The 18,511-nt window shown below is 63.7% G+C and carries 16 protein-coding genes; 9 read left to right on the top strand and 7 right to left on the bottom strand.

Translation table 11 applies throughout. The annotated features are described in order from the left end of the window. Positions 1–10 precede the first annotated feature (10 nt). From AC3B5Q_RS15275 to AC3B5Q_RS15265, 3 genes are all read left to right on the top strand, one after another. Positions 11–523 (top strand): sigma-70 family RNA polymerase sigma factor, encoded by a 513-nt coding sequence (locus tag AC3B5Q_RS15275; RefSeq protein WP_021781678.1) that lies wholly within the window; start codon positions 11–13, stop codon positions 521–523. Further along, positions 520–1,464: a FecR domain-containing protein gene (locus AC3B5Q_RS15270; protein ID WP_028697286.1), complete on the top strand. Its 945-nt coding sequence runs from the start codon at positions 520–522 to the stop codon at positions 1,462–1,464. Before AC3B5Q_RS15275 ends, AC3B5Q_RS15270 begins: the two co-directional genes overlap by 4 nt. A gap of 67 nt (positions 1,465–1,531) precedes the next feature. Beyond that, positions 1,532–3,937, top strand: a complete 2,406-nt coding sequence (locus tag AC3B5Q_RS15265) for a TonB-dependent siderophore receptor (protein WP_319298264.1) — start codon at positions 1,532–1,534, stop codon at positions 3,935–3,937. 125 nt (positions 3,938–4,062) lie between these two features. On the opposite strand, the gene AC3B5Q_RS15260 is transcribed toward AC3B5Q_RS15265, so the two are convergent. Continuing rightward, positions 4,063–5,001 carry a LysR family transcriptional regulator gene (locus AC3B5Q_RS15260; RefSeq protein ID WP_101196282.1) on the bottom strand — a complete coding sequence of 313 codons (939 nt, stop codon included), beginning with the start codon at positions 4,999–5,001 and terminating at the stop codon, positions 4,063–4,065. 148 nt (positions 5,002–5,149) lie between these two features. On the opposite strand from AC3B5Q_RS15260, the gene AC3B5Q_RS15255 reads away from it, so the two are divergent. Beyond that, positions 5,150–5,977 (top strand): amidohydrolase family protein, encoded by an 828-nt coding sequence (locus tag AC3B5Q_RS15255; protein ID WP_101196281.1) that lies wholly within the window; start codon positions 5,150–5,152, stop codon positions 5,975–5,977. Positions 5,978–6,154: 177 nt separating this feature from the next. Next, positions 6,155–6,895: an SDR family NAD(P)-dependent oxidoreductase gene (locus AC3B5Q_RS15250; protein ID WP_101196280.1), complete on the top strand. Its 741-nt coding sequence runs from the start codon at positions 6,155–6,157 to the stop codon at positions 6,893–6,895. Positions 6,896–7,097: 202 nt separating this feature from the next. Here the strand turns inward: AC3B5Q_RS15250 and AC3B5Q_RS15245 are convergent, their stop codons facing one another. Both AC3B5Q_RS15245 and AC3B5Q_RS15240 read right to left on the bottom strand, forming a co-directional pair. After that, on the bottom strand, positions 7,098–7,514 hold the full coding sequence (locus AC3B5Q_RS15245) for a RidA family protein (protein WP_014590706.1): 417 nt from the start codon (positions 7,512–7,514) through the stop codon (positions 7,098–7,100). Beyond that, entirely contained in the window at positions 7,514–8,833 is a 1,320-nt protein-coding gene (locus AC3B5Q_RS15240; RefSeq protein WP_021781673.1) for a flavin-containing monooxygenase, read from the bottom strand. The genes AC3B5Q_RS15245 and AC3B5Q_RS15240 overlap by 1 nt, the downstream gene beginning before the upstream one ends. Positions 8,834–9,150: 317 nt before the next feature. On the opposite strand from AC3B5Q_RS15240, the gene AC3B5Q_RS15235 reads away from it, so the two are divergent. Together AC3B5Q_RS15235 and argE are read left to right on the top strand one after the other, a co-directional pair. Beyond that, entirely contained in the window at positions 9,151–9,828 is a 678-nt protein-coding gene (locus AC3B5Q_RS15235; RefSeq protein ID WP_014590707.1) for a DUF1028 domain-containing protein, read from the top strand. Further along, the gene (argE, locus tag AC3B5Q_RS15230; RefSeq protein ID WP_103444283.1) at positions 9,821–10,981 is read left to right on the top strand and encodes an acetylornithine deacetylase; all 1,161 of its coding nucleotides are present in this window, start codon (positions 9,821–9,823) and stop codon (positions 10,979–10,981) included. The genes AC3B5Q_RS15235 and argE overlap by 8 nt, the downstream gene beginning before the upstream one ends. A 41-nt stretch (positions 10,982–11,022) precedes the next feature. Here the strand turns inward: argE and AC3B5Q_RS15225 are convergent, their stop codons facing one another. The 3 genes from AC3B5Q_RS15225 to AC3B5Q_RS15215 form a co-directional block, all read right to left on the bottom strand. Next, positions 11,023–12,291, bottom strand: a complete 1,269-nt coding sequence (locus tag AC3B5Q_RS15225) for a carbohydrate porin (RefSeq protein ID WP_021781670.1) — start codon at positions 12,289–12,291, stop codon at positions 11,023–11,025. A gap of 109 nt (positions 12,292–12,400) precedes the next feature. Continuing rightward, entirely contained in the window at positions 12,401–14,818 is a 2,418-nt protein-coding gene (locus tag AC3B5Q_RS15220) for a glucose/quinate/shikimate family membrane-bound PQQ-dependent dehydrogenase (protein WP_021781669.1), read from the bottom strand. A 262-nt stretch (positions 14,819–15,080) separates the two neighbouring features. Further along, on the bottom strand, positions 15,081–15,431 hold the full coding sequence (locus AC3B5Q_RS15215; protein WP_021781668.1) for a cupin domain-containing protein: 351 nt from the start codon (positions 15,429–15,431) through the stop codon (positions 15,081–15,083). Between the two features lie 117 nt (positions 15,432–15,548). Between AC3B5Q_RS15215 and AC3B5Q_RS15210 the strand changes: the two genes are divergently transcribed. Continuing rightward, positions 15,549–16,454 (top strand): LysR family transcriptional regulator, encoded by a 906-nt coding sequence (locus AC3B5Q_RS15210; RefSeq protein ID WP_021781667.1) that lies wholly within the window; start codon positions 15,549–15,551, stop codon positions 16,452–16,454. A 106-nt stretch (positions 16,455–16,560) separates the two neighbouring features. After that, complete coding sequence (locus tag AC3B5Q_RS15205; protein ID WP_103444286.1) at positions 16,561–17,760, top strand: MFS transporter; 1,200 nt, start codon at positions 16,561–16,563, stop codon at positions 17,758–17,760. Positions 17,761–17,808: 48 nt separating this feature from the next. Here AC3B5Q_RS15205 and AC3B5Q_RS15200 read toward each other — a convergent pair whose 3' ends face one another. Continuing rightward, entirely contained in the window at positions 17,809–18,420 is a 612-nt protein-coding gene (locus AC3B5Q_RS15200) for a LysE family translocator (protein WP_103444287.1), read from the bottom strand. Between the last annotated feature and the right edge of the window lie 91 nt (positions 18,421–18,511).

The following is an 18,511-nucleotide window of genomic DNA, read 5'->3' as shown; positions in this document are numbered from 1 at the left end:
GACTCACCTCATGATCGACGCCGCGCCGCCACCGGAGCCTGGCCTGCCTGCCCTGTACCGGGAGCATCGTGGCTGGCTTGAAACCTGGCTGCGCCGGCGTATGGGCAATGCCTGGGATGCCGCCGACCTCAGTCAGGATACATTTCTGCGCATTCTGGCCAGCGCCCAGCCGCTGGCAGACATACGCGAACCGCGCGCCTATCTGCTGACCGTGGGCAAGCGTTTGCTCAGCAACTTCCACCAGCGACGTAGCCTGGAGCAGGCCTACCTTGATGCCTTGGCGCAGTTGCCCGAGCAACACGTGCCGTCGCCAGAACAGCGCTGGGTACTGCTGGAAACCCTGCAGGCACTGGATGAACTGCTCGACGGCCTCAAGCCGGCGATACGCAAGGCCTTTCTCTGGCACCAGCTGGAAGGTTTGGGCTACGCCGAGATTGGCCAGCGCCTGGGCGTTTGCCAGCGCTCGGTGAAACGCTACATGGCGCAGGCTTACGAGCATTGCCTGTTGGCCGAGTTGCGATGAGCCCCCACACCCCAGAAACCCGCGAGGCGCTGCGTGCTGCGGCCCGTTGGCTGGCACTACTGGATTCTGGCGACGCAAGCGAAGCTGACCTGCTGCGCCTGGCGCAATGGCGCGCCAGCAGCCCCCTGCACGAAGACGCCTGGCAAAAGGCATCGCTGCTGCGAGCGCGGTTTGCCGGGTTGCCCGGCGCATTGGCGATGGCCGCCCTGGATCGCCCGGATGCCGGTCGTCGGGCACTGCTCAAACAAGCCCTGGGTGTGTCGGCGTTGCTGCCGTTGGCCTGGCTGGTGAGCCGTGAGCTGCCGCTGGATGCCTGGACCGCCGACATGCGCACCGCGGTAGGAGAGCGCAGGCAGGCAATGCTGAGCGACGGCACCTTGTTGCAGTTGAACACCGACAGTGCGGTCGATATCGAGCTGGGTGCAGGCCGCGTGGCACTGGTGCGCGGTGAAGTGGCCGTCAGCGTGCCCGCTAACCTGAGCCTCACCTTGCAGGTGCCTTACGGCCGGGTGGTGCTCAGTGAGGGCGAGGTGTGCCTGCGCCTGCTTGATGAGGCCTGCCGGGTGTCGGCGATCAAGGGTGCAGTCAGCCTGCAACCGCTGCGTGGTCCAGCCGTGATGCTACAGGCCGGCCAACAGGCCAGTTTGCAGGCGGCCGGCGTTGGCCCTGTCAAAGCCTTCGACGAATGGCAACTGGGCTGGCGCGAAGGCGCGCTACGGCTGGACGACCGCCCGTTGGGCGAGTTGCTGCGCGAACTGCGCAGGTATCGCCCCGGCGTACTGCGCTGGGCACCAGAACTGGAGCGCTTGCGTGTGACCGGCACGTTCCGCCTTGACGACACCGACCGGGTGCTGGCCCTGCTCGCCGCCAGCCTGCCGTTGCAAGTGCAGACCCGCACGCGTTATTGGGTGAGCCTGACCGCACGAGAAAAACGAGCATGAGGCTGTCCCCTTTTTTTCACTCGCCGGTCATTACCGGTAGGAGAAAATAAAAGGGGAGCCTTGTTCAATGCCTGCAGTAAAATCTTGCCGCCTGCGCCCACTGGCGCGCGCAGCACATCCATTGTTCGCGATGAGCCTGCTGTTGTGTGCACCCACCTGGGCCGATGAGCCGGCCCGGCGTACGTTCCAGGTAGCGCCAGCCAGCCTGGGTGCTGCTTTGACCCATTTCGCCGACCAGGCCGGTGTCAGCCTTTCGCTGGACCCGGCATTGGTAGAGGGCCGGCAAAGTAACGGCTTGTCCGGTCGTTACAGTGTCGATGAAGGCTTCAGCCAGTTGCTGCGCAGTAGTGGCCTGCAGGCGCTGCCGGTGGGTGAGGGGGCCTTCACCCTGATGCCTGCCCCCCAGGGCAGTGGCGCTCTGGAAATCGCCCCCACCAGCATCGTCGGCGGCCTGGCCGCAAGCAACGAAACGCAGCCGTATGCCGGTGGCCAAGTGGCACGCCAGGGGGCACAAGGCTTGCTCGGTTCGCGCGACTTCATGGAAACCCCATTCAGCATCAGCAGCTACACCAGCGACCTGGTCAAGAACCAACAGGCGCGCACCTTGGGCGAACTGATTGCCAGTGACCCTTCAGTGCGTGCTACCAACCCGGCGGGCGGGCGTTTCGAGCAGTTCACCATTCGCGGCTTCAGCCTGTTCAACAGCGATGTGGCCTACAACGGCCTGTATGGCATCTTGCCGACGTATTCGATCGACATGGAAATGGCTGACCGGGTCGACATCATCAAAGGCCCCAGCCAGTTGATCAACGGCATTTCGCCGCGTGGCAGCGTGGGCGGCGGTATCAATGTGCAGCCCAAGCGAGCCGCTGACAAGCCGATCACCGAATTCACCGGCAGCTACGCTTCGGCCGGCCAGGCTGGCGGCGCAGTGGATATCGGCCGTCGCTTTGGTGAAGACCAGCAGTTCGGCGTGCGCTTCAATGGCGTGAAGCAGGCCGGTGACACCGAATGGGATCACCAGCGCGTTGACCGCGAAATGGCGGTGCTGGGCCTGGATTTTCGAGGCGAGCGCCTGCGGCTCTCGGCGGACCTTGGCCACACCGAACGCGACACCGACGCCCCGCAGGAGCGTGTGCTGGTCGGTGCCAATGCCAAGGTGCCCAATGCCAATGATGTACGTCACAACTACGCCCAGGCCTGGAGCAAGGCGCGTACCAACGACACCTTCGGTGCGCTGAACGCCGAGTACGATATCAGCGAGTCGCTGCTGGCCTATGGTGCGGTCGGCGCGCGCAAGAGCAACCACGACTTCCTTCGCCATAACGTGTCGATCACCAACGATGCCGGCGACTTCACCGTGCAGCCGCGTGACTTTACCCGGGACGAGTCAGTGCGCACCGCCATGGCCGGTTTGCGTCACTGGTTCCATACCGGGCCGGTGAGCCACGAGCTGAACCTGGCCGCCAGCTATTACTACATGGACTTCACCAACGGCGGTGCGCGCTATGCCTCGGCGCCGAGCAACCTCTACAACCCGGTGGCCGCACCGTCACCCGCTACGCCAACCCGCCTCGACCCCGAGGTCTACACGGAAAACCGCTTTTCCGGCGTGGCCCTGGCCGATACCCTTGGCTTTTTTGACGACCGCCTGCTGTTGACCCTGGGGGCGCGCTGGCAACGGGTGCAGGTGGATGACTGGAGCGACGGCGTCAAAGGCGATACGGGCTATGACGAAGAAAAGGTCTCGCCTTCTGGGGGCGTATTGCTCAAGGTCACCGACCAGCTCTCGTTGTACGCCAACTACATGGAGGGTCTGAGCCAAGGCAAGATCGCCCCGTCGACCTCGATCAACGAAGACCAGATCTTCCCGCCGTTCACCAGCCGCCAGATCGAAGTGGGGGCCAAGTACGACCTCGGCCAGGTGGCCTTTACCGCCAGCGCCTTCCGCATCCGCCAGCCAGCCTACGAGACCAACCCCGCCTCGCGGGTATTCGGCCCCAATGGCAAGCGTGACAACCGCGGCATCGAGCTGAGTGTGTTCGGTGAACCGGTGCAGGGCGTGCGGGTGCTGGGTGGGGTGATGTATATCGACAGCGAACTCACCGACACTGTCGGCGGTGCCTACGATGGCAACCGTGCGCCGGCCACGCCCGAATACAACGTCAATCTGGGGGCTGAATGGGACGTGCCAGGGGTGAACGGCCTGACCTTCACAGCGCGCGGCATTCACTCAAGTTCCCAGTACCTGGACCAGAACAACAGCAAGCGCATCGACGGCTGGGAGCGTTATGACCTGGGTGCACGTTATGCCTTCAAGGTGGACGCCACCGAGGTTACCTTGCGGGCCAGTGTCGAGAATGTGCTCGATGATCTCTACTGGAGCTCGGCAGGGGCGTCGGATGACAGTGAGCCGGGGTTGACCCTGTCCACCCCGCGGACCTATCTGCTCTCGGCCACGGTCGGCTTTTAAACCGCACCCTTGTATACCCAGCGGAAGCGGACGTGCCCGCGAATCTGGCGACTCGGTGCACGGCACCGGCTTCGGCAGTGTTCGCGGCTGAAGCCCTTCCCACAGGGGAGCAGTTGCGTAGATGATCAGCCCGGCGCAAGCGCCCGCCCCAGCTTCTGCGCCTGCCCCTGCAACACCCGCATCAACTGCAGCGCTGCATGCGAGGGCGGCTCGAAGCGCGAATAGACGAAGCTGATATCGAAGTGAATCTCATCGGCCAACGGCACCACCGCCAGCCCGCTGTCCTGTGCAACGAACTCGTCGATCACGCTGATGCCCATGCCTTGCTTGACCAACGCCACAGCCTCGTTGGCATTGGTGAACGACAACAGTGATTTCAGTTGTAGCCCGCGGCGCCCGATGTGTTCGGCCAACAGCTTGCCAAACGGCATGTCGGGCCGGAACAGCAGCAACGCGTGGCCCTCCAGCTGCTGCAGGGTCAGCGCGGGCTGACCGGCCAAAGGGTGACCCGGCGGCATCACCACTACCATGCGTCCACGCATGAACGCTTGCGAATGCAGGTGGTCGTGCACCACCGGCAGGGCGGCGATCGACAGGTCGACCTTCTTCGACAAGATCTGGTTGGGCATTTCGCCCATCAACGAGGTTTGCCACTCGATATTCAGTGACGGTGATTCACGCTTGAGCTGGGCCAGGGCCATTGGGATCACCACCGTGGACAACGATGCACTGCACGAGATACGCAACTTGCGCTGGCCGCCAGCGCCCAGCGCCAGGGCACATTCGTTGACCTGCAACGCTGCCTGGTACACCCGCTCGACCTCGCGAAACAGCACCTGCGCTTCGGCCGTCGGCACCAGGCGGTTGTTGACGCGCTCGAACAGCGGGTAGGCCAGGCGCGCTTCGATGTACTGAATCAGCTTGCTCACCGCCGGCTGCGACACATACAGCAATTTGGCCGCCGCACTGATCGAGCCCGTCAGCATCACCGCCCTGAACACTTCCATGTGCCGCAGCTTGAACAGCATGGTGCTTGCGTCTGCGCCTTCGTTGCCAAGCAGCATGTGTATTACCTTCGGTTATGGTTTTCGCCATCTGGGTATGAGCGTCAAAGCCGGCCACACAGTATCGTTAATCCCAGCCTAACTGCCCTTGCGGCGCACAATAACAAGATCTGCAGACAAGCGCAGTGGCGCTTGACGGGAGTGCTGCGTGAACATATTTGACGAAGCGAAGATCGATTGCCATAACCATTTGTTTGACCCCGCCCGTTTCCCCTATCACCCCGATGCACCCTACGCGCCCTCCGGCCAGGAGGTCGCCACCCAGGCGCAGTTCACCCGGGTGATGGAGGCTTACGGCGTGCAACATGCCTTGCTGGTGGGCCCCAACAGCGGCTACCACACCGACAACCGCTGCCTGCTGCATGCCTTGGCCAGCGGGCAGGGGCGGTTCAAGGGGGTGGCGGTGGTCAAGGCGGACATCAACCTCGACGCGCTGGCGGCGTTACAGGCGCAAGGCGTGGTGGGTATCGCCTTCAACCCCGCGCTGTACGGGGTAGCCAGCCTCAAGGGCGTTGACGGGCTGTTCGGCAAGCTCGCCGAGGTTGGCATGTTCGCCCAGCTGCAGGTGTGTGACGACCAGTTGCTGGACCTGCACAGCCTGCTGCAAGGCTCGCAGGCTCGTCTGTTGATTGACCATTGCGGCCGCCCGGATGTCGCTGCCGGTTTGCAGCAAGCCGGCTTCCAGGCGTTGCTGCGGCTGGCCGACAGCGGCCGCGCCTGCGTGAAGCTGTCAGGCATGCAGAAGTTTGCCGCAGCGGACGCCTTGTTCGAACAGAGCAGTGCATACGTGCAGGCCCTGCTCGAAGCCTTTGGCGCCCAATCCTGTGTGTGGGGGTCGGACTGGCCGTTCATTCGCCAACCCGCGCGGGTGGACTACGGCCCGCTGCTGAAGCTGGCCGAGCGCCTGATGCCGGATGCCCGGCTGCGCCGCACAGTAATGTGGGACACCCCTCGGCGATTGTTCGGGTTTGCCTAGCCCCTCCGTTGTTTGCCCTTCCAACAACAAGCGCGCAATCGTGATGAACACTGAACAGAACACCCGTCCCGGGCGGCATCCTCCATGGCCTGGAGGATCGTCTCGGCTAGCGCCCCAAAGGGCATGTGACCTGCGTCGCTTGCCGGATATTCCTTCTGTCGAAAATGGAGCTGAACAATGAGCCAGTACCTGCAAGGCCAAATCGCTATCGTCACCGGTGGCATGCGTGGCATCGGCCTGGCGATTGCCCGCCGCTTGCATGTCGCCGGCGCCCAGGTGGTGATCTGGGACCTTGCCGTCGATGGCTGGAACAGCACGGAAAACGGCTTCGAGCCGGTGCTGCGCCAGGCAGTGGATGTGTCGTCGCTGGCCTCGGTGGAGGCGGCTTTTGCCCAGACGCTGGCGCGTTTGGGGCAGGTGCAGATCTTGGTCAACAATGCCGGCATCAACGGTCCGGTGGTGGCGTCTTGGGAGTACCCGCCAGACGCCTGGGACAAGGTCATCGCCATCGACCTGAACGGTGTGTTCTATTGCTGCCGCACCGCCATCGCGCACATGCGTGAGCGCGGCTACGGGCGCATCGTCAATATCGCCTCCATGGCCGGCAAGGAGGGTGTGCAGTACATCTCGGGCTATTCGGCAGCCAAGGCCGGGGTCATCGCCTTCACCAAGGCGGCAGCCAAGGAGCTGGCGCAGGATGGCGTGCTGCTCAACTGCGTGGCACCGGCGATGGTCGAGACGCCGCTGATGGCCGAGATGACGGCCGAGCATATTGCCGCGAGCAAGGCCAAGATCCCCATGGGGCGCTTCCTCAAGGCCGAGGAGATTGCCAACATGGTCAGCTGGATCGCCGGGCCTGAGTGCAGCTTTACCACTGGCTTTGTGTTTGACCTCAGCGGCGGGAGGGCGACCTACTGAATGGACTGGGTGTGGTACGCCCGATGGCGTTGGAGCTGCGCCGGGTAGCCAGCCACGCGCGAACTGCGGGCGACGTTTCAGTGTGCATGTGCCGTCGTCCGTTGGTGTGCCCGCACCTCAGCGCTGGCAAGCTGCGGCACGGGCAACCCAGGCGTGGCTGGACGGGCAGGTGGCAGTCACCCGCCGTCATTCAGGCCTGTGGTCATTGCTGATCGGGCACCACGGCGATCACGTCGATCTCCATCAGCCATTCGGCCTGGGCCAACCCGGCCACCACCAACCCGGTGGAAATCGGGAACACGCCCTTGAGCCACTTGCCCACCTCTTTGTACACCGGCTCGCGGAAGCGCGGGTCGGTGATGTAGGTGGTGGTCTTGACGATGTGCGACAGGTCCGAGCCGGCTTCTTCAAGCAGTTGCTTGACGTTCTTCATCGCCTGTTCGGTTTGTGCGCGCGGGTCACCCAGGCCGACCAGTTTGCCTTCGAAGTCGGTACCGACCTGACCGCGCACGTAGATGGTATTGCCCGCCCGTACGGCCTGGCACAAGTCGTTGTCCAGGGTCTGGTTGGGGTAGGTTTCCTTGGTGTTGAACATGCGGATGCGAGTATGGGTAGGCATCAGTGGGCTCCGAGGGTGCTGACATTGCTGATCTTGGCAGTTTGCTGCTCATCCGCTGCGCGTTGCTCGCGGTCGCGGTAGGCGGTGTAGGTACGCTGCGTGGCAATGTGGCCGGCTACGTGCTTGGCGTCGTGCCACACCCCCCAGATGAACGATGAACCACGGCGCGACAACCACGGCAGGCCGAGGAAGTACACGCCCGGTTCGCGGGCCACACCACGCTGGTGCTGGGGCTTGCCGTTGGCATCGAAGGTGTCTACCTGCAGCCAGCTGAAGTCCACGCCGTAACCGGTGGCCCAGATGATGCTGCTGACGCCGGCCTTGGCCAGGTCCAGTTGCTGCAGCGGGTTGCGCATGCACTCCGGGTCGGCCAGGCGCTGGCGGGCTTCGGGCTCTTGCGGCAGGTCCAGGCCGTTGCGTTCGATGTAGGCATCGGCCGCATCCAGTAGGGCCAGGTAGTTTTCGTCGCCGCGGTTGATGTTCTCGACCAGGTTGTCCTGGAAGCGCGCTACGCCGTTTTCAAACGACTGGGTCAGGCCGACCAGGGTCATGCCCTGGTGGGCGAGGGCGCGGAAGTCCACGGTGTGGCCACCGCGGGCGCCGCTGACCGCGATGGTCACATGCTCGCGACCGGGCTTGGCAATTTCTGCGTCCCACTCGCCCAGTACGCCCAGCCACCAGCAGAAGTCGCGGTTGCGGTAGGCACGCGGCGGGCGGTCGTGGGCGCCGACCGACAGGTACACCTGGCGTCCGGCACGCATCAATTCCTCGGCAATCTGCACGCCGGAGGAACCGGCACCGACCACCAGTACCGCGCCTTCAGGCAGCTGCTCTGGGTTGAAGTAAGCGGCGGAATGAATCTGGTGCAGGTTGCTGTCTTTCGGCGCGATGGCCGGGATCACCGGCTTCTGGAACGGGCCGGTGGCGGCGACTACGCGGTTGGCGCGAATCACGCCTTCATTGGTTTCGATGGTGAAGCCTGGGCGGTCGCTGTTACGCACCACGCGCTTCACTTCAATGCCGGTGCGCACGGGCAGGTTGTACTTGCGTACGTACTGCTCGAAGTAGTCGGCCACCTGGTCCTTGCCGGCGAACGCATCGGCGTCGAGGTTGAATTCCAGCCCCGGGAAGCGGTCGTGCCAGGCCGGGCCGTTGGCGACCAGCGAGTCCCAGCGGCCGGTACGCCAGGCCTGCGCGATGCGGTTGCGCTCCAGTACCAGGTGCGGCACGCCAAGCTTGCTCAGGTGTTCGCTCATGGCCACGCCGGCCTGGCCGGCGCCGACGACGAGGGTGTCGATTTCGAGGTTGTTCAGTGTCATGTCCGAGCCCTTGTTCAGGCGGTTTTTGTCAGGTCGGTTTGGAGGACCGCCGTTGCCTGGAGCCAGACTAGGGATGCCGTGGAAATGGCGAAAATAGTATTTAGCTGGTGCTTGCCGATAAAACGGCGAAGGCCTTGAGTTCTCTGGCCTGCGGGGTGGGTTGCCCGGGTGGGTGAGGTGGTTTTTCGAGCGGGTGCAGAGAGCGGCGCCTTGAGCATAGTTTTTTCCTGCCTACCCCCTCGGAAAAAGGTCGTTTCGCCCGCCAGAAGGTTCCACTCAAAATGCCGTGTATCGCACAGCACAACAGGAACCATGACATGACGTTCTCCATCATCGGTCGTTGCCAGGAAACCGGCCAGGTCGGTATCGCCATCAGCTCGTCGAGCATCGCCGTGGGTGCCCGTTGCCCCTGGGTGCGTGCCGGTGTGGGCGCGGTCTCTACCCAGAACATCACCCTGCCGGCGCTAGGCCCGCAGATTCTCGATGCCCTTGAGCATGGCCAGTTACCGCCTGCCGCTGCGCTGGACAGGGTGCTCAGTGCCAATGGCTGGAGTGAGTACCGCCAGGTCACGGTGATCGACAGTCACGGCCAGGTGGCATTGTTCACCGGGCGGGAAGCACTGGGCACACACCATGCAGTGGCCGGCGAACAATGCGCGGCGGCTGGCAACCTGCTGTCCTCGACCCAGGTGATCGAAGCCATGGTGCTGGCCTTCGAGCAGGCCGGCGGCCATCTGGCCGATCGCCTGCTGGCAGCCATGCACGCGGCGATGGCAGCGGGTGGCGAAGCCGGGCCCGTGCACTCGGCGGCGCTGAAGATTGCGGGCGAGCTGACCTGGCCGCTGGTGGACCTGCGCGTCGACTGGGCCGATAGTGACCCGATCGGCGTGCTTGATGGCCTGTGGCAAGCCTATCGCCCCCAGATGCAGGATTACGTTACCCGCGCCCTCAACCCGACCGCCGCGCCAAGCTATGGGGTGCCGGGCGATGAGTGAGTTTGCCAGCCGCGCGCTGCTGGCCCGGCTGATCGGCTTTGCCACGGTGAGCCGCGACTCCAACCTGGCGCTGATCGGTTTTATCCGTGATTACCTGGCCGAGTTGGGAGTGGAATGCGAGCTGTTCCATAACCCGGAGGGCACCAAGGCCAACCTGTTCGCCACCATCGGCCCCAAGGATGTTGGCGGTGTGGTGCTGTCTGGCCATACCGATGTGGTGCCAGTGGATGGCCAGGCCTGGACGGTCGAGCCGTTTGCCCTGAGTGAGTGTGAAGGCCGCCTGTATGGCCGCGGCACGGCCGACATGAAAGGCTTTATCGCCTCGGTGTTGGCTGCTGTACCCGCTTTTCTCGCCCAGCCGTTGCGCATGCCGGTACACCTGGCATTTTCCTATGACGAAGAAGTTGGTTGCCTGGGCGTGCGCTCGATGCTGGCTGCCCTCGAACAGCGCCCGTGTAAACCACGGCTGTGCCTGATCGGTGAACCTACCGAACTCAAACCGGTGCTGGGGCACAAGGGCAAGCTGGCAATGCGCTGCCAGGTACAGGGCGCAGCGTGCCATTCGGCGTACGCGCCGTATGGGGTGAACGCCATCGAGTATGCGGCGAAACTGATTGGCAAGTTGGGTGACATCGGCGATGCCCTGGCACTGCCGGCTTATCACGACGAGCGCTTCGATCCGCCGTTCTCCACGGTGCAGACCGGCGTGATCAAAGGGGGCAGGGCGCTGAACATCGTGCCGGCCGAGTGCGAGTTCGATTTCGAAGTACGCGCGCTCCCTGGGTTCGAGGCGCAGGCGGTGGCCGACCAGTTACAAACCTATGCTGAAACCGAGTTGCTGCCACGTATGCGCAAGGTCAACATCGCCAGCGCCATTCGCCTGGAGCCGCTGAGTGCCTATCCGGGGCTGGCGACACCGGAGGACAGCGAGGCTGCGAGGTTGGTGGCGTTGCTCAGTGGCTCGGATACGTTCGGTACGGTAGCGTTTGGTACCGAAGGTGGCCTGTTTGACCAGGCGGGCATCCCCACCGTGGTGTGCGGGCCTGGCAGCATGGACCAGGGCCACAAGCCGGATGAGTTTGTCAGTGTCGAACAGTTGCGGGGCTGCGATGCCATGCTGCTGAGGCTGGTGGACTACCTCAAGCAGGCTTGATGGTCGCGACGGTGGATGGGCCGCAGCGCGGCCCCGGTGACTCAGAAGGTCGCCTTGACCTGCAGGCCAACCACCAGTGCGTTGTCGATGTCTTTGCCCGAAAACGCCCCTGGCTCGATGATGTATTGCACATCCGGGCGCAGGTTCAGCCATGGCGTGGCCTGGTAGCCGTAGCTCAGTTCGATCAACTGCTCGGCGCTGTCGATATCCGGGAACTGCTGGCCCGCGTTGAAAGCGGCATCTTCCAGCACGTCGCGGCTACGCGGGTTGGGCACGGCCCGGCCATAACCCAGTGCCACGGTATCCTTCGGGCGGCCTTCGAACGGTTTGTACAGCACCACGCCGGCGCCATACCACTTGGTGAACGGCGAAGCAGCCTTGCTTGACGCCGAGTACTGGCCGAAGGCGTGCAGGCTTCGGCCTGGGGAGGCCTGGTCGTTCCACACTGCCTGGTCGACCAACAGGTAATGGCCACCTCGGCCGGACACTTCATCGTCGCTGCCGATGCGTTTCACATCGGAGCTGTCGTAGTAGTAGCCCAGCTTGTACTCACCTGGCAGTTCACCTTGCAGCTTGTAGATAAGCTCTACCGGTACCACGGTGCCGGTGGTGTGCTTGGGCCCCAGGTGCCAGGCGCGGCTGGAGTTGCCGTTGCTTTCGGGGTCAACGTTGAACGCCGCCACGCGCAGTTGCCAGGAAGGCGACAGGTCGTACTTCACCCGCACACCGAGGTGGGCGTTGGGGTAGTTGGCCCAGCCACTGCCGCCGGACATGTTCAGCGGGTGGCCGCAGAAGCCGGCGTTCATGAAATTGCACAGGATGCCGCTGTCCAGGCCGCCGAGGTCGTTGCCCATGGCCATGTAGCCGAGCTTGACGTTGAGCGCCGGGGTGAACAGCGTGCGCTCGTAGCTCAGCTCGGTCAGGCGGGTGTAGAGGCCGCCGTAGTTTTCCTGGATCGGCAGGCGGTTGCCTACCAGGTCTTCCGAGGCGCTGTTACCGCGGCGGTCGTTGATGGTCAGCTGGACCTTGCCGCCGTTGTCCAGGCCGTACAGTTTCGACAGGTCGAACTGCACGCCCAGCTTGACGTTCTGCGAATAGCGCGCCGAGCGGTGCAGGCCACCGTGGGCGTTGTAGGCGGTTTCACCGCTGTAGTCGCCGGTGATCTTGACGCCGTCTTCTTCGAGTTGATGGCGCAGGCCGCCCCAGTCACCGGTCAGGGTGCTGCGGGTCAGCAGGTCGTCGTTGGCAAGGGCAGTGGTGCTGGCCAGGGCCAGCAGCAGGGTGGGGGTGATGCGAATTGCGGATGGCATTACAGAATCTCGGATTGTCTTTGAGGGGCATTCGCGGGCAAGCCAGCGCCTACAGGGCCGGTGTAAGCCTTGTAGGAGCGGGCTTGCCCGCGAAGCAGGCGACGCGGTCTTACGGCAGAGCGTAAGAAATCACGTAGTCGCCACGATCAGTCGACTGGCGTGCACCGCCAGCAGTGATCACCACGTATTGCTTGCCGGTTTTCGGCGAGACGTAGGTCATCGGGCCGCCCTGGCTGCCAACGGGCAGGCGAGCCTTCCAGATTTCCTTGCCATTGCTGCTGTCGTAGGCGCGCAGGTAGAAGTCCTGGGTGCCGGCGATGAACACCAGGCCGCCTTGGGTCGACAGGGTGCCGCCCAGCGTTGGCAGGCCGATCTTGATCGGCAGGTGCATGCGGATGCCGAGCGGGCCGGTGTCTTCAACGGTGCCGACCGGTACCTGCCAGGCTACCTGGCGGGTCTTCATGTCGATGGCGGTCAGGGTGCCGAACGGCGGTGCCTGGCATGGAATGCCTGCGACCGACAGGAAGCGGTTCTTGTTCACGGCATACGGGGTGCCCTTGAGCGGTACCGCGCCCATGCCAGTGTTCAGTGCTTCGCCACCGGATGCTGCACCACCTTTGTTCTGCGAAGGAATCATCTGGATCCACAGGCCCAGACGCATGTCGTTGACGAAGATGAAGCCATGTACCGGGTCGGTAGAAATGCTGCCCCAGTTCATGCCACCCAGCGAACCCGGGAAGCTCAGCGACAGGTCGGTGCCCGGCGCGGTGTACAGGCCGTCGTAGCGCATCTTCTTGAAGTCAATGCGGCACAGCAGCTGGTCGTAAGGGGTGGCACCCCACATGTCCGATTCGGTCAGGGTCTGCGCGCCAATCTGCGGCATGCCCACCGACTTGGGCTGGGTAGCGGAGTACGGCTCGTTCGGGATGTTGCTTGGCTTGACCGGTACTTCGTCGACCTGGGTCAGCGGTTTGCCGGTGGCGCGGTCGAGCACGTAGATCTGCCCGGCCTTGGTGCCGATCACCACGGCAGGTACCGACTGGCCGTCGTCCTTGGTGAAGTCGATCAGGCTTGGCTGCATGGGCAGGTCGAAGTCCCAGAGGTCGTTGTGCACGGTCTGGAACACCCACTTCTGGTTGCCGGTGGTGGCGTCCAGGGCCAGCACCGAAGCGCCGTAAGTGTGGTCCAGTTTGCTGCGCTCTACGCCGTAGATGTCAGTGGACGACGAACCCATCGGCAGGAACACGGTGTTCATCGCCGGGTCGTAGGACATCGGCGCCCAGCTGTTCGGGGTGCTGCGCACGTAGGTGCTGTCGGCCTGTGGTGCCTGGCGATCTTCCGGGTTGCCCGGGTCGAAGGCCCAGCGCATTTCACCGGTGATCACGTCAAAACCACGGATCACGCCACCTGGCATGTCGGTCTGGACGTTGTCGGCAACACGGCCGCCGACCACTACGGTAGTGCCGGCCATCAGTGGTGCCGAGGACAGCTGGTAGTAGGAGTCCGGTACATCACCCAGGCCGGCCTTGAGGTCAACCTGGCCATTGTTGCCGAAGCCCTGGCAGAACTCGCCGTTGTCGGCGTCGACGGCAATCAGGCGGCCGTCGATGGTGTTGGTCAGCAGGCGACGCTGGCAGTTGGCACCGGCCGCTACGCTAACGCTGGTGATCGGCGAGCTGTTCGGCTGGGTTGGCTGAGCGATGGCGGCAGTGGCGTCGAAGTAGGCCATGCCACGGCAACGCTGCCAGACCTTGGACTGGGCGTTGATTTCGTTCTTCCACAGTTCTTTGCCGGTGTCGGCATCGAGTGCGATCAGGTTGTTGTGCGGGGTGCAGATGAACACCTTGCTGCCGATCTGCAGCGGGGTGAGCTGGTCTTCGGCACCGTTGCCGTCACTGATCGCGACGTCGCCGGTGTGGTAGGTCCACGCTACCTTCAGCTTGTTGACGTTGTCACGGTTGATCTGGTCAAGCGCGGCGAAGCGGCTGCCACCTTCGGTGTTGCCGTAGTGGGCCCAGTCTTTCTGTTCCTTGCCGGTTTCGACTGGGGTCATGCCAGGGCCTTTGCCGTTGGGAGCAACGCTTGGGTGGGCAACGAACATGTTGCCGACAGCGACCACCAGCACCACGGCCATTACCCCGGCGACGCCGTAGGCACCGCGCCCGGCGCTGGCGCCATTGGCACGCGCCAGCAGCGGGTAGACCAGCGCCACGACCATGCCGATTGCGCCGAACATGAACAGGCGCGAGAACAGCGGCCAGAACACCAGGCCCGCATCGATCAGTGCCCAGATGGCAGTGCCGATCAAGAACACGGCATACAGCCAGGCGCCAGCCCTCTTGCGCCGAGCAATGAGGACACCGGCGATGGCCATGGCCAAGCCGCCGATCAGGAAGTACCAGGAACCGCCCAGACCGGCGAGCTTGACGCCGCCAGCAGCCAGGAGGAGGCCGAGCAGGGCGACGATCACGCCCAGGCCGACCAGGATGAAGTGTGTGGCGCCAGAGGCGCGCGGTGTTTCTTTCATGCCAGGGATCTCAGCAGGTGGAATGCGCGCAGTTTAAGCCCTTAGCTTGCTAATTAACAAGTTGGTACATAATTGAGCGAGGCTGATTGTCGCAGGGCTGAACTTACGAAGATGTGGCTAAAAGTATAGATAAGGTGCTGAAAAACGCATTGAACGGGGCGTTTATGAGGCCTCTTCGATTTGTATTCATGCTTTGGTCGTAAGCCCAACCTTGCACGGCGACGGGGCAACTGCGCCTTGTGCACGGGCAGGCATGGCCCCTTCATGCCGGCCATGGGGTGCTGCTGCTATAGAACACCGCGAGCCAGATGGTGGCTGTGCCGGGCGCGGTCCATTCCACGCGGTGGCGGTGGTGCGGGGGGATGTCCAGACAATCGCCCGGCGCCAGCAGGCGGGTGTGGCGCTCGTGCTCGAAACGCAGGGCGGCAGCCCCCCTGAGCAACATGATCCACTCGCCTTCGGCCTGGTCGTACCAGAAGCCGGGTGGGCTTGCCTGCCCGCTGGAGACGATACGCTCCACGCGTACGCCTGGGCGGCTGAGCAATTCGTCGACACGTTCGGCGCTGGCGGGATCGCAGGGCGGCAGGGCGGTCAGCAGGTTGTTCAGGGTCATGGCAAGCCTCCTTGGAATTGGGTTGATTTCACTATGGACGCGATTGCCGTGGGGCGCGCTGCTTGACCCGCCCGGCGGTTTGTAAGAACTTTCCGGTTTTTGGAAGACGGGCTGAACATGGACAAGCTGCTGGCGATGAAAATGTTCGTGGCCACTGTCGATGCTCAAGGCTTTTCTGCTGCCGCGCGCAGGCTAGGGCTGGCGACATCGTCGGTGACACGTCTGGTCGATGCCCTGGAAGCGTCGTTGGGCGCCACCTTGCTCAACCGTTCGACGCGCCAGGTCAGCCTGACCGAAGCCGGCGCCCGTTACTACGAGCGGGCACGGGGCATTTTTGAAGCACTGGACGAGGCTGATGCCAGCATCGCCGATCGCGGCGAGGAGCCTGTTGGTGTACTGCGCCTGAGCCTGCCAGTGGAGTTCGGCCGGCGGGTCATCGCCCCGCACCTGGGGCCGTTTCTGGCGCAGCACCCGGCACTGGAACTGGACATCGACCTCAGCGACCGCCTGGACGACTTGCTTGACGGGCGCTATGACCTGTCGATTCGCCTGGGCGACCCCTCGCCCAATGACGAGCTGGTGTGCCGCCGGCTGGGCGGTTTTCAGCGTTGGCTGGTGGCCAGCCCGGCTTACCTGGCCGGGCGTGAGCCACTGCAGCATCCCCGGGAGTTGCTTGACCATGCCTGCCTGCGCTTTCGCTATGGGCAGAAAGCGCGCCCCTGGCGCCTGACCTGTGGCCAGGACAGCCTGGAGCTGGATGTAAGCGGGCCATTGCGCAGCGCCAATGCCGACATGTTGCGTGAAACGGCACTGGCAGGCAGTGGTATCGCACTGCTGGCCGACTGGCTGGTACGCGAGGATGTGCTGGCGGGGCGCCTGCAGCGGGTTTTCCCCGACTGGCAGGCCAGCCCTGGCACGGCCAATAGCAGCATCAACGCCTTGTATATGCCCAACCACCGGGGCTCACGGCGGGTAAACGCATTCATCGACTTTTGCGAAAATTTGCTCATACGCGGCAACTAGTGTTGCGCTGTGCGCAAAGCCGCATTGCGCCACCGCCGGATTCTCGGCGATGGCGTGCATGGGTAAGGTGGCCAGCATCTCCCCATCCCTTGTCGAGGAACTTCGCATGAACCCCTCCCTTGCGACAGCGCAACCGGCAGCCGCCAGCCTGAGCCGGGCTCTGGTAGTGCTGCTGGCGTTCTGCTGCGGCGCGATCGTCGCCAACATCTACTACGCCCAGCCCATCGTCGGGCTGATCGCCCCGGACCTAGGGCTGTCCACCGAGCATGCCAGCCTGATCGTTTCTCTCACTCAGCTGGGATATGCCCTGGGCCTATTGTTGCTGGTACCGCTGGCCGACCTGCTGGAAAACCGCCGCCTGATGGTGGCCACCGCGGTCCTGGCGTGCGTCAGCCTGCTGCTGGCGGGTACCAGCAGCAGCGGCCAGGGCCAGCTGTTCCTGGGTTACGCACTGCTGATCGGCTTCAGTTCGGTGTCGGTGCAGATGCTCATCCCGCTGGCAGCGCATCTGGCGCCGGAGCAGCAGCGTGGTCGTGTGGTTGGTAACATCATGGGCGGCTTGCTGCTGGGCATCCTGCTGGCGCGACCGCTGTCGAGCCTGGTGGCCGACCACTTCGGCTGGCGTGCGGTGTTCATTGGCGCCGCAGGGGTAATGCTGGCGATCATCCTGTTGTTGGTGTTGACCTTGCCGCAGCGGCGTCCCGAGCACAAAGCCAGCTATGCCGGGTTGATGCTGTCGCTGCTCACACTGCTGCGTCGTTATCCGCTGTTGCGCCAGCGTTCGTTTTACCAGGCACTGATGTTTGCAGCGTTCAGTCTTTACTGGACGGCGGTGCCGATGGCGCTTGCCGGTGAGCATGGCCTGTCACAAAGCCAGATCGCTGTGTTCGCCCTTGTCGGCGCGGTGGGTGCCGTTGCTGCGCCCATGGCCGGCCGCCTGGCCGATGCCGGGCATGCCCGGGCCGGCTCGCTGCTGGCGCTGTTGCTGGCGCCAGCGGCCTTGTTGCTGGGGCTGACAGTGCCGGGTTACAGCGTGATTGGCCTGGGCCTTACCGGCGTGTTGCTGGACTTTGCGGTGCAGATGAACATGGTCATCGGCCAGCGCGAAGTGTACGCACTGGACCCTGCCAGCCGCGGGCGGCTGAATGCGGTGTACATGACCAGCATTTTCCTTGGAGGGGCGCTGGGGTCCGCGGTGGCCAGTGCGCTGTTCAGCCAGTTTGGCTGGCAGGGTGTGGCACTGGTGGGGGCGGGGTTGCCGGGTGTGGCGCTGGTTGTGTTTCTACTCAAAGCACGCCGGGGTTGAACCGTTACGCGGTGCAGGGCACGGGCTTCGCCCGTGTTCGCGGGCCCGCTATCGGCCAAGCGGCAGCGCCAGGCCAATCAAGGCAAACAGGCTGCCGCAGCAGCGATTGAAACCTTTACCTCCCTTGGCCAGCCAAGGGCGAATGCGAAACGCCAGGCGTGCCAGCAAATACTCGACCAGGAACTCGACGCTGGCAAAGGTCGCGGCCATCACAGCGAACTGCAGCAGTAGTCCTCGCTGTGGGTCGATGAACTGCGGCAGGAAGGCACCATAGAACAGCAACACCTTGGGGTTGGCCATGGCCGAAAGCAGGCCCTGGCGAAACAGCCCGGCATTGCCGCGCCGCGCGCTTTGCTCGGTCAGTTCCAGTTGCAGGCCTGGGCTGCGCCACAGTTGAATGCCCAGCCAGATCAAATAAGCCCCACCCACCCACTTCAGTACGCCCAGCACCGACGCCGAGGTTTGGAGCAGTGCGCTGAGGCCGAACATGGCCAAGGCGATGAGGGCGCTGAAACCCAATACCCCGCCCACGATGGTGAACAGCGTTCGTCGTGCGCCATATAGCGCGCCATGGGTCAACGCCAACAGGCTGTTAGGCCCCGGGGTCAGCGACAGACCGATGCTGGCCAGCAGGTAGATGAGCCAGGTGTCCAGTGCCATGCTGAAAAATACCTTGTTCGAGAGAGGGCGCCAGTCTATGGCGCAACGCTCAAGCTGGAAGAGTATTATCTGGTCATAAAAGGGTCTTTTC

The organism is Pseudomonas sp. D5(2026), assembly GCF_057766845.1.
This window is presented reverse-complemented; position numbering and strand designations above follow the sequence as displayed.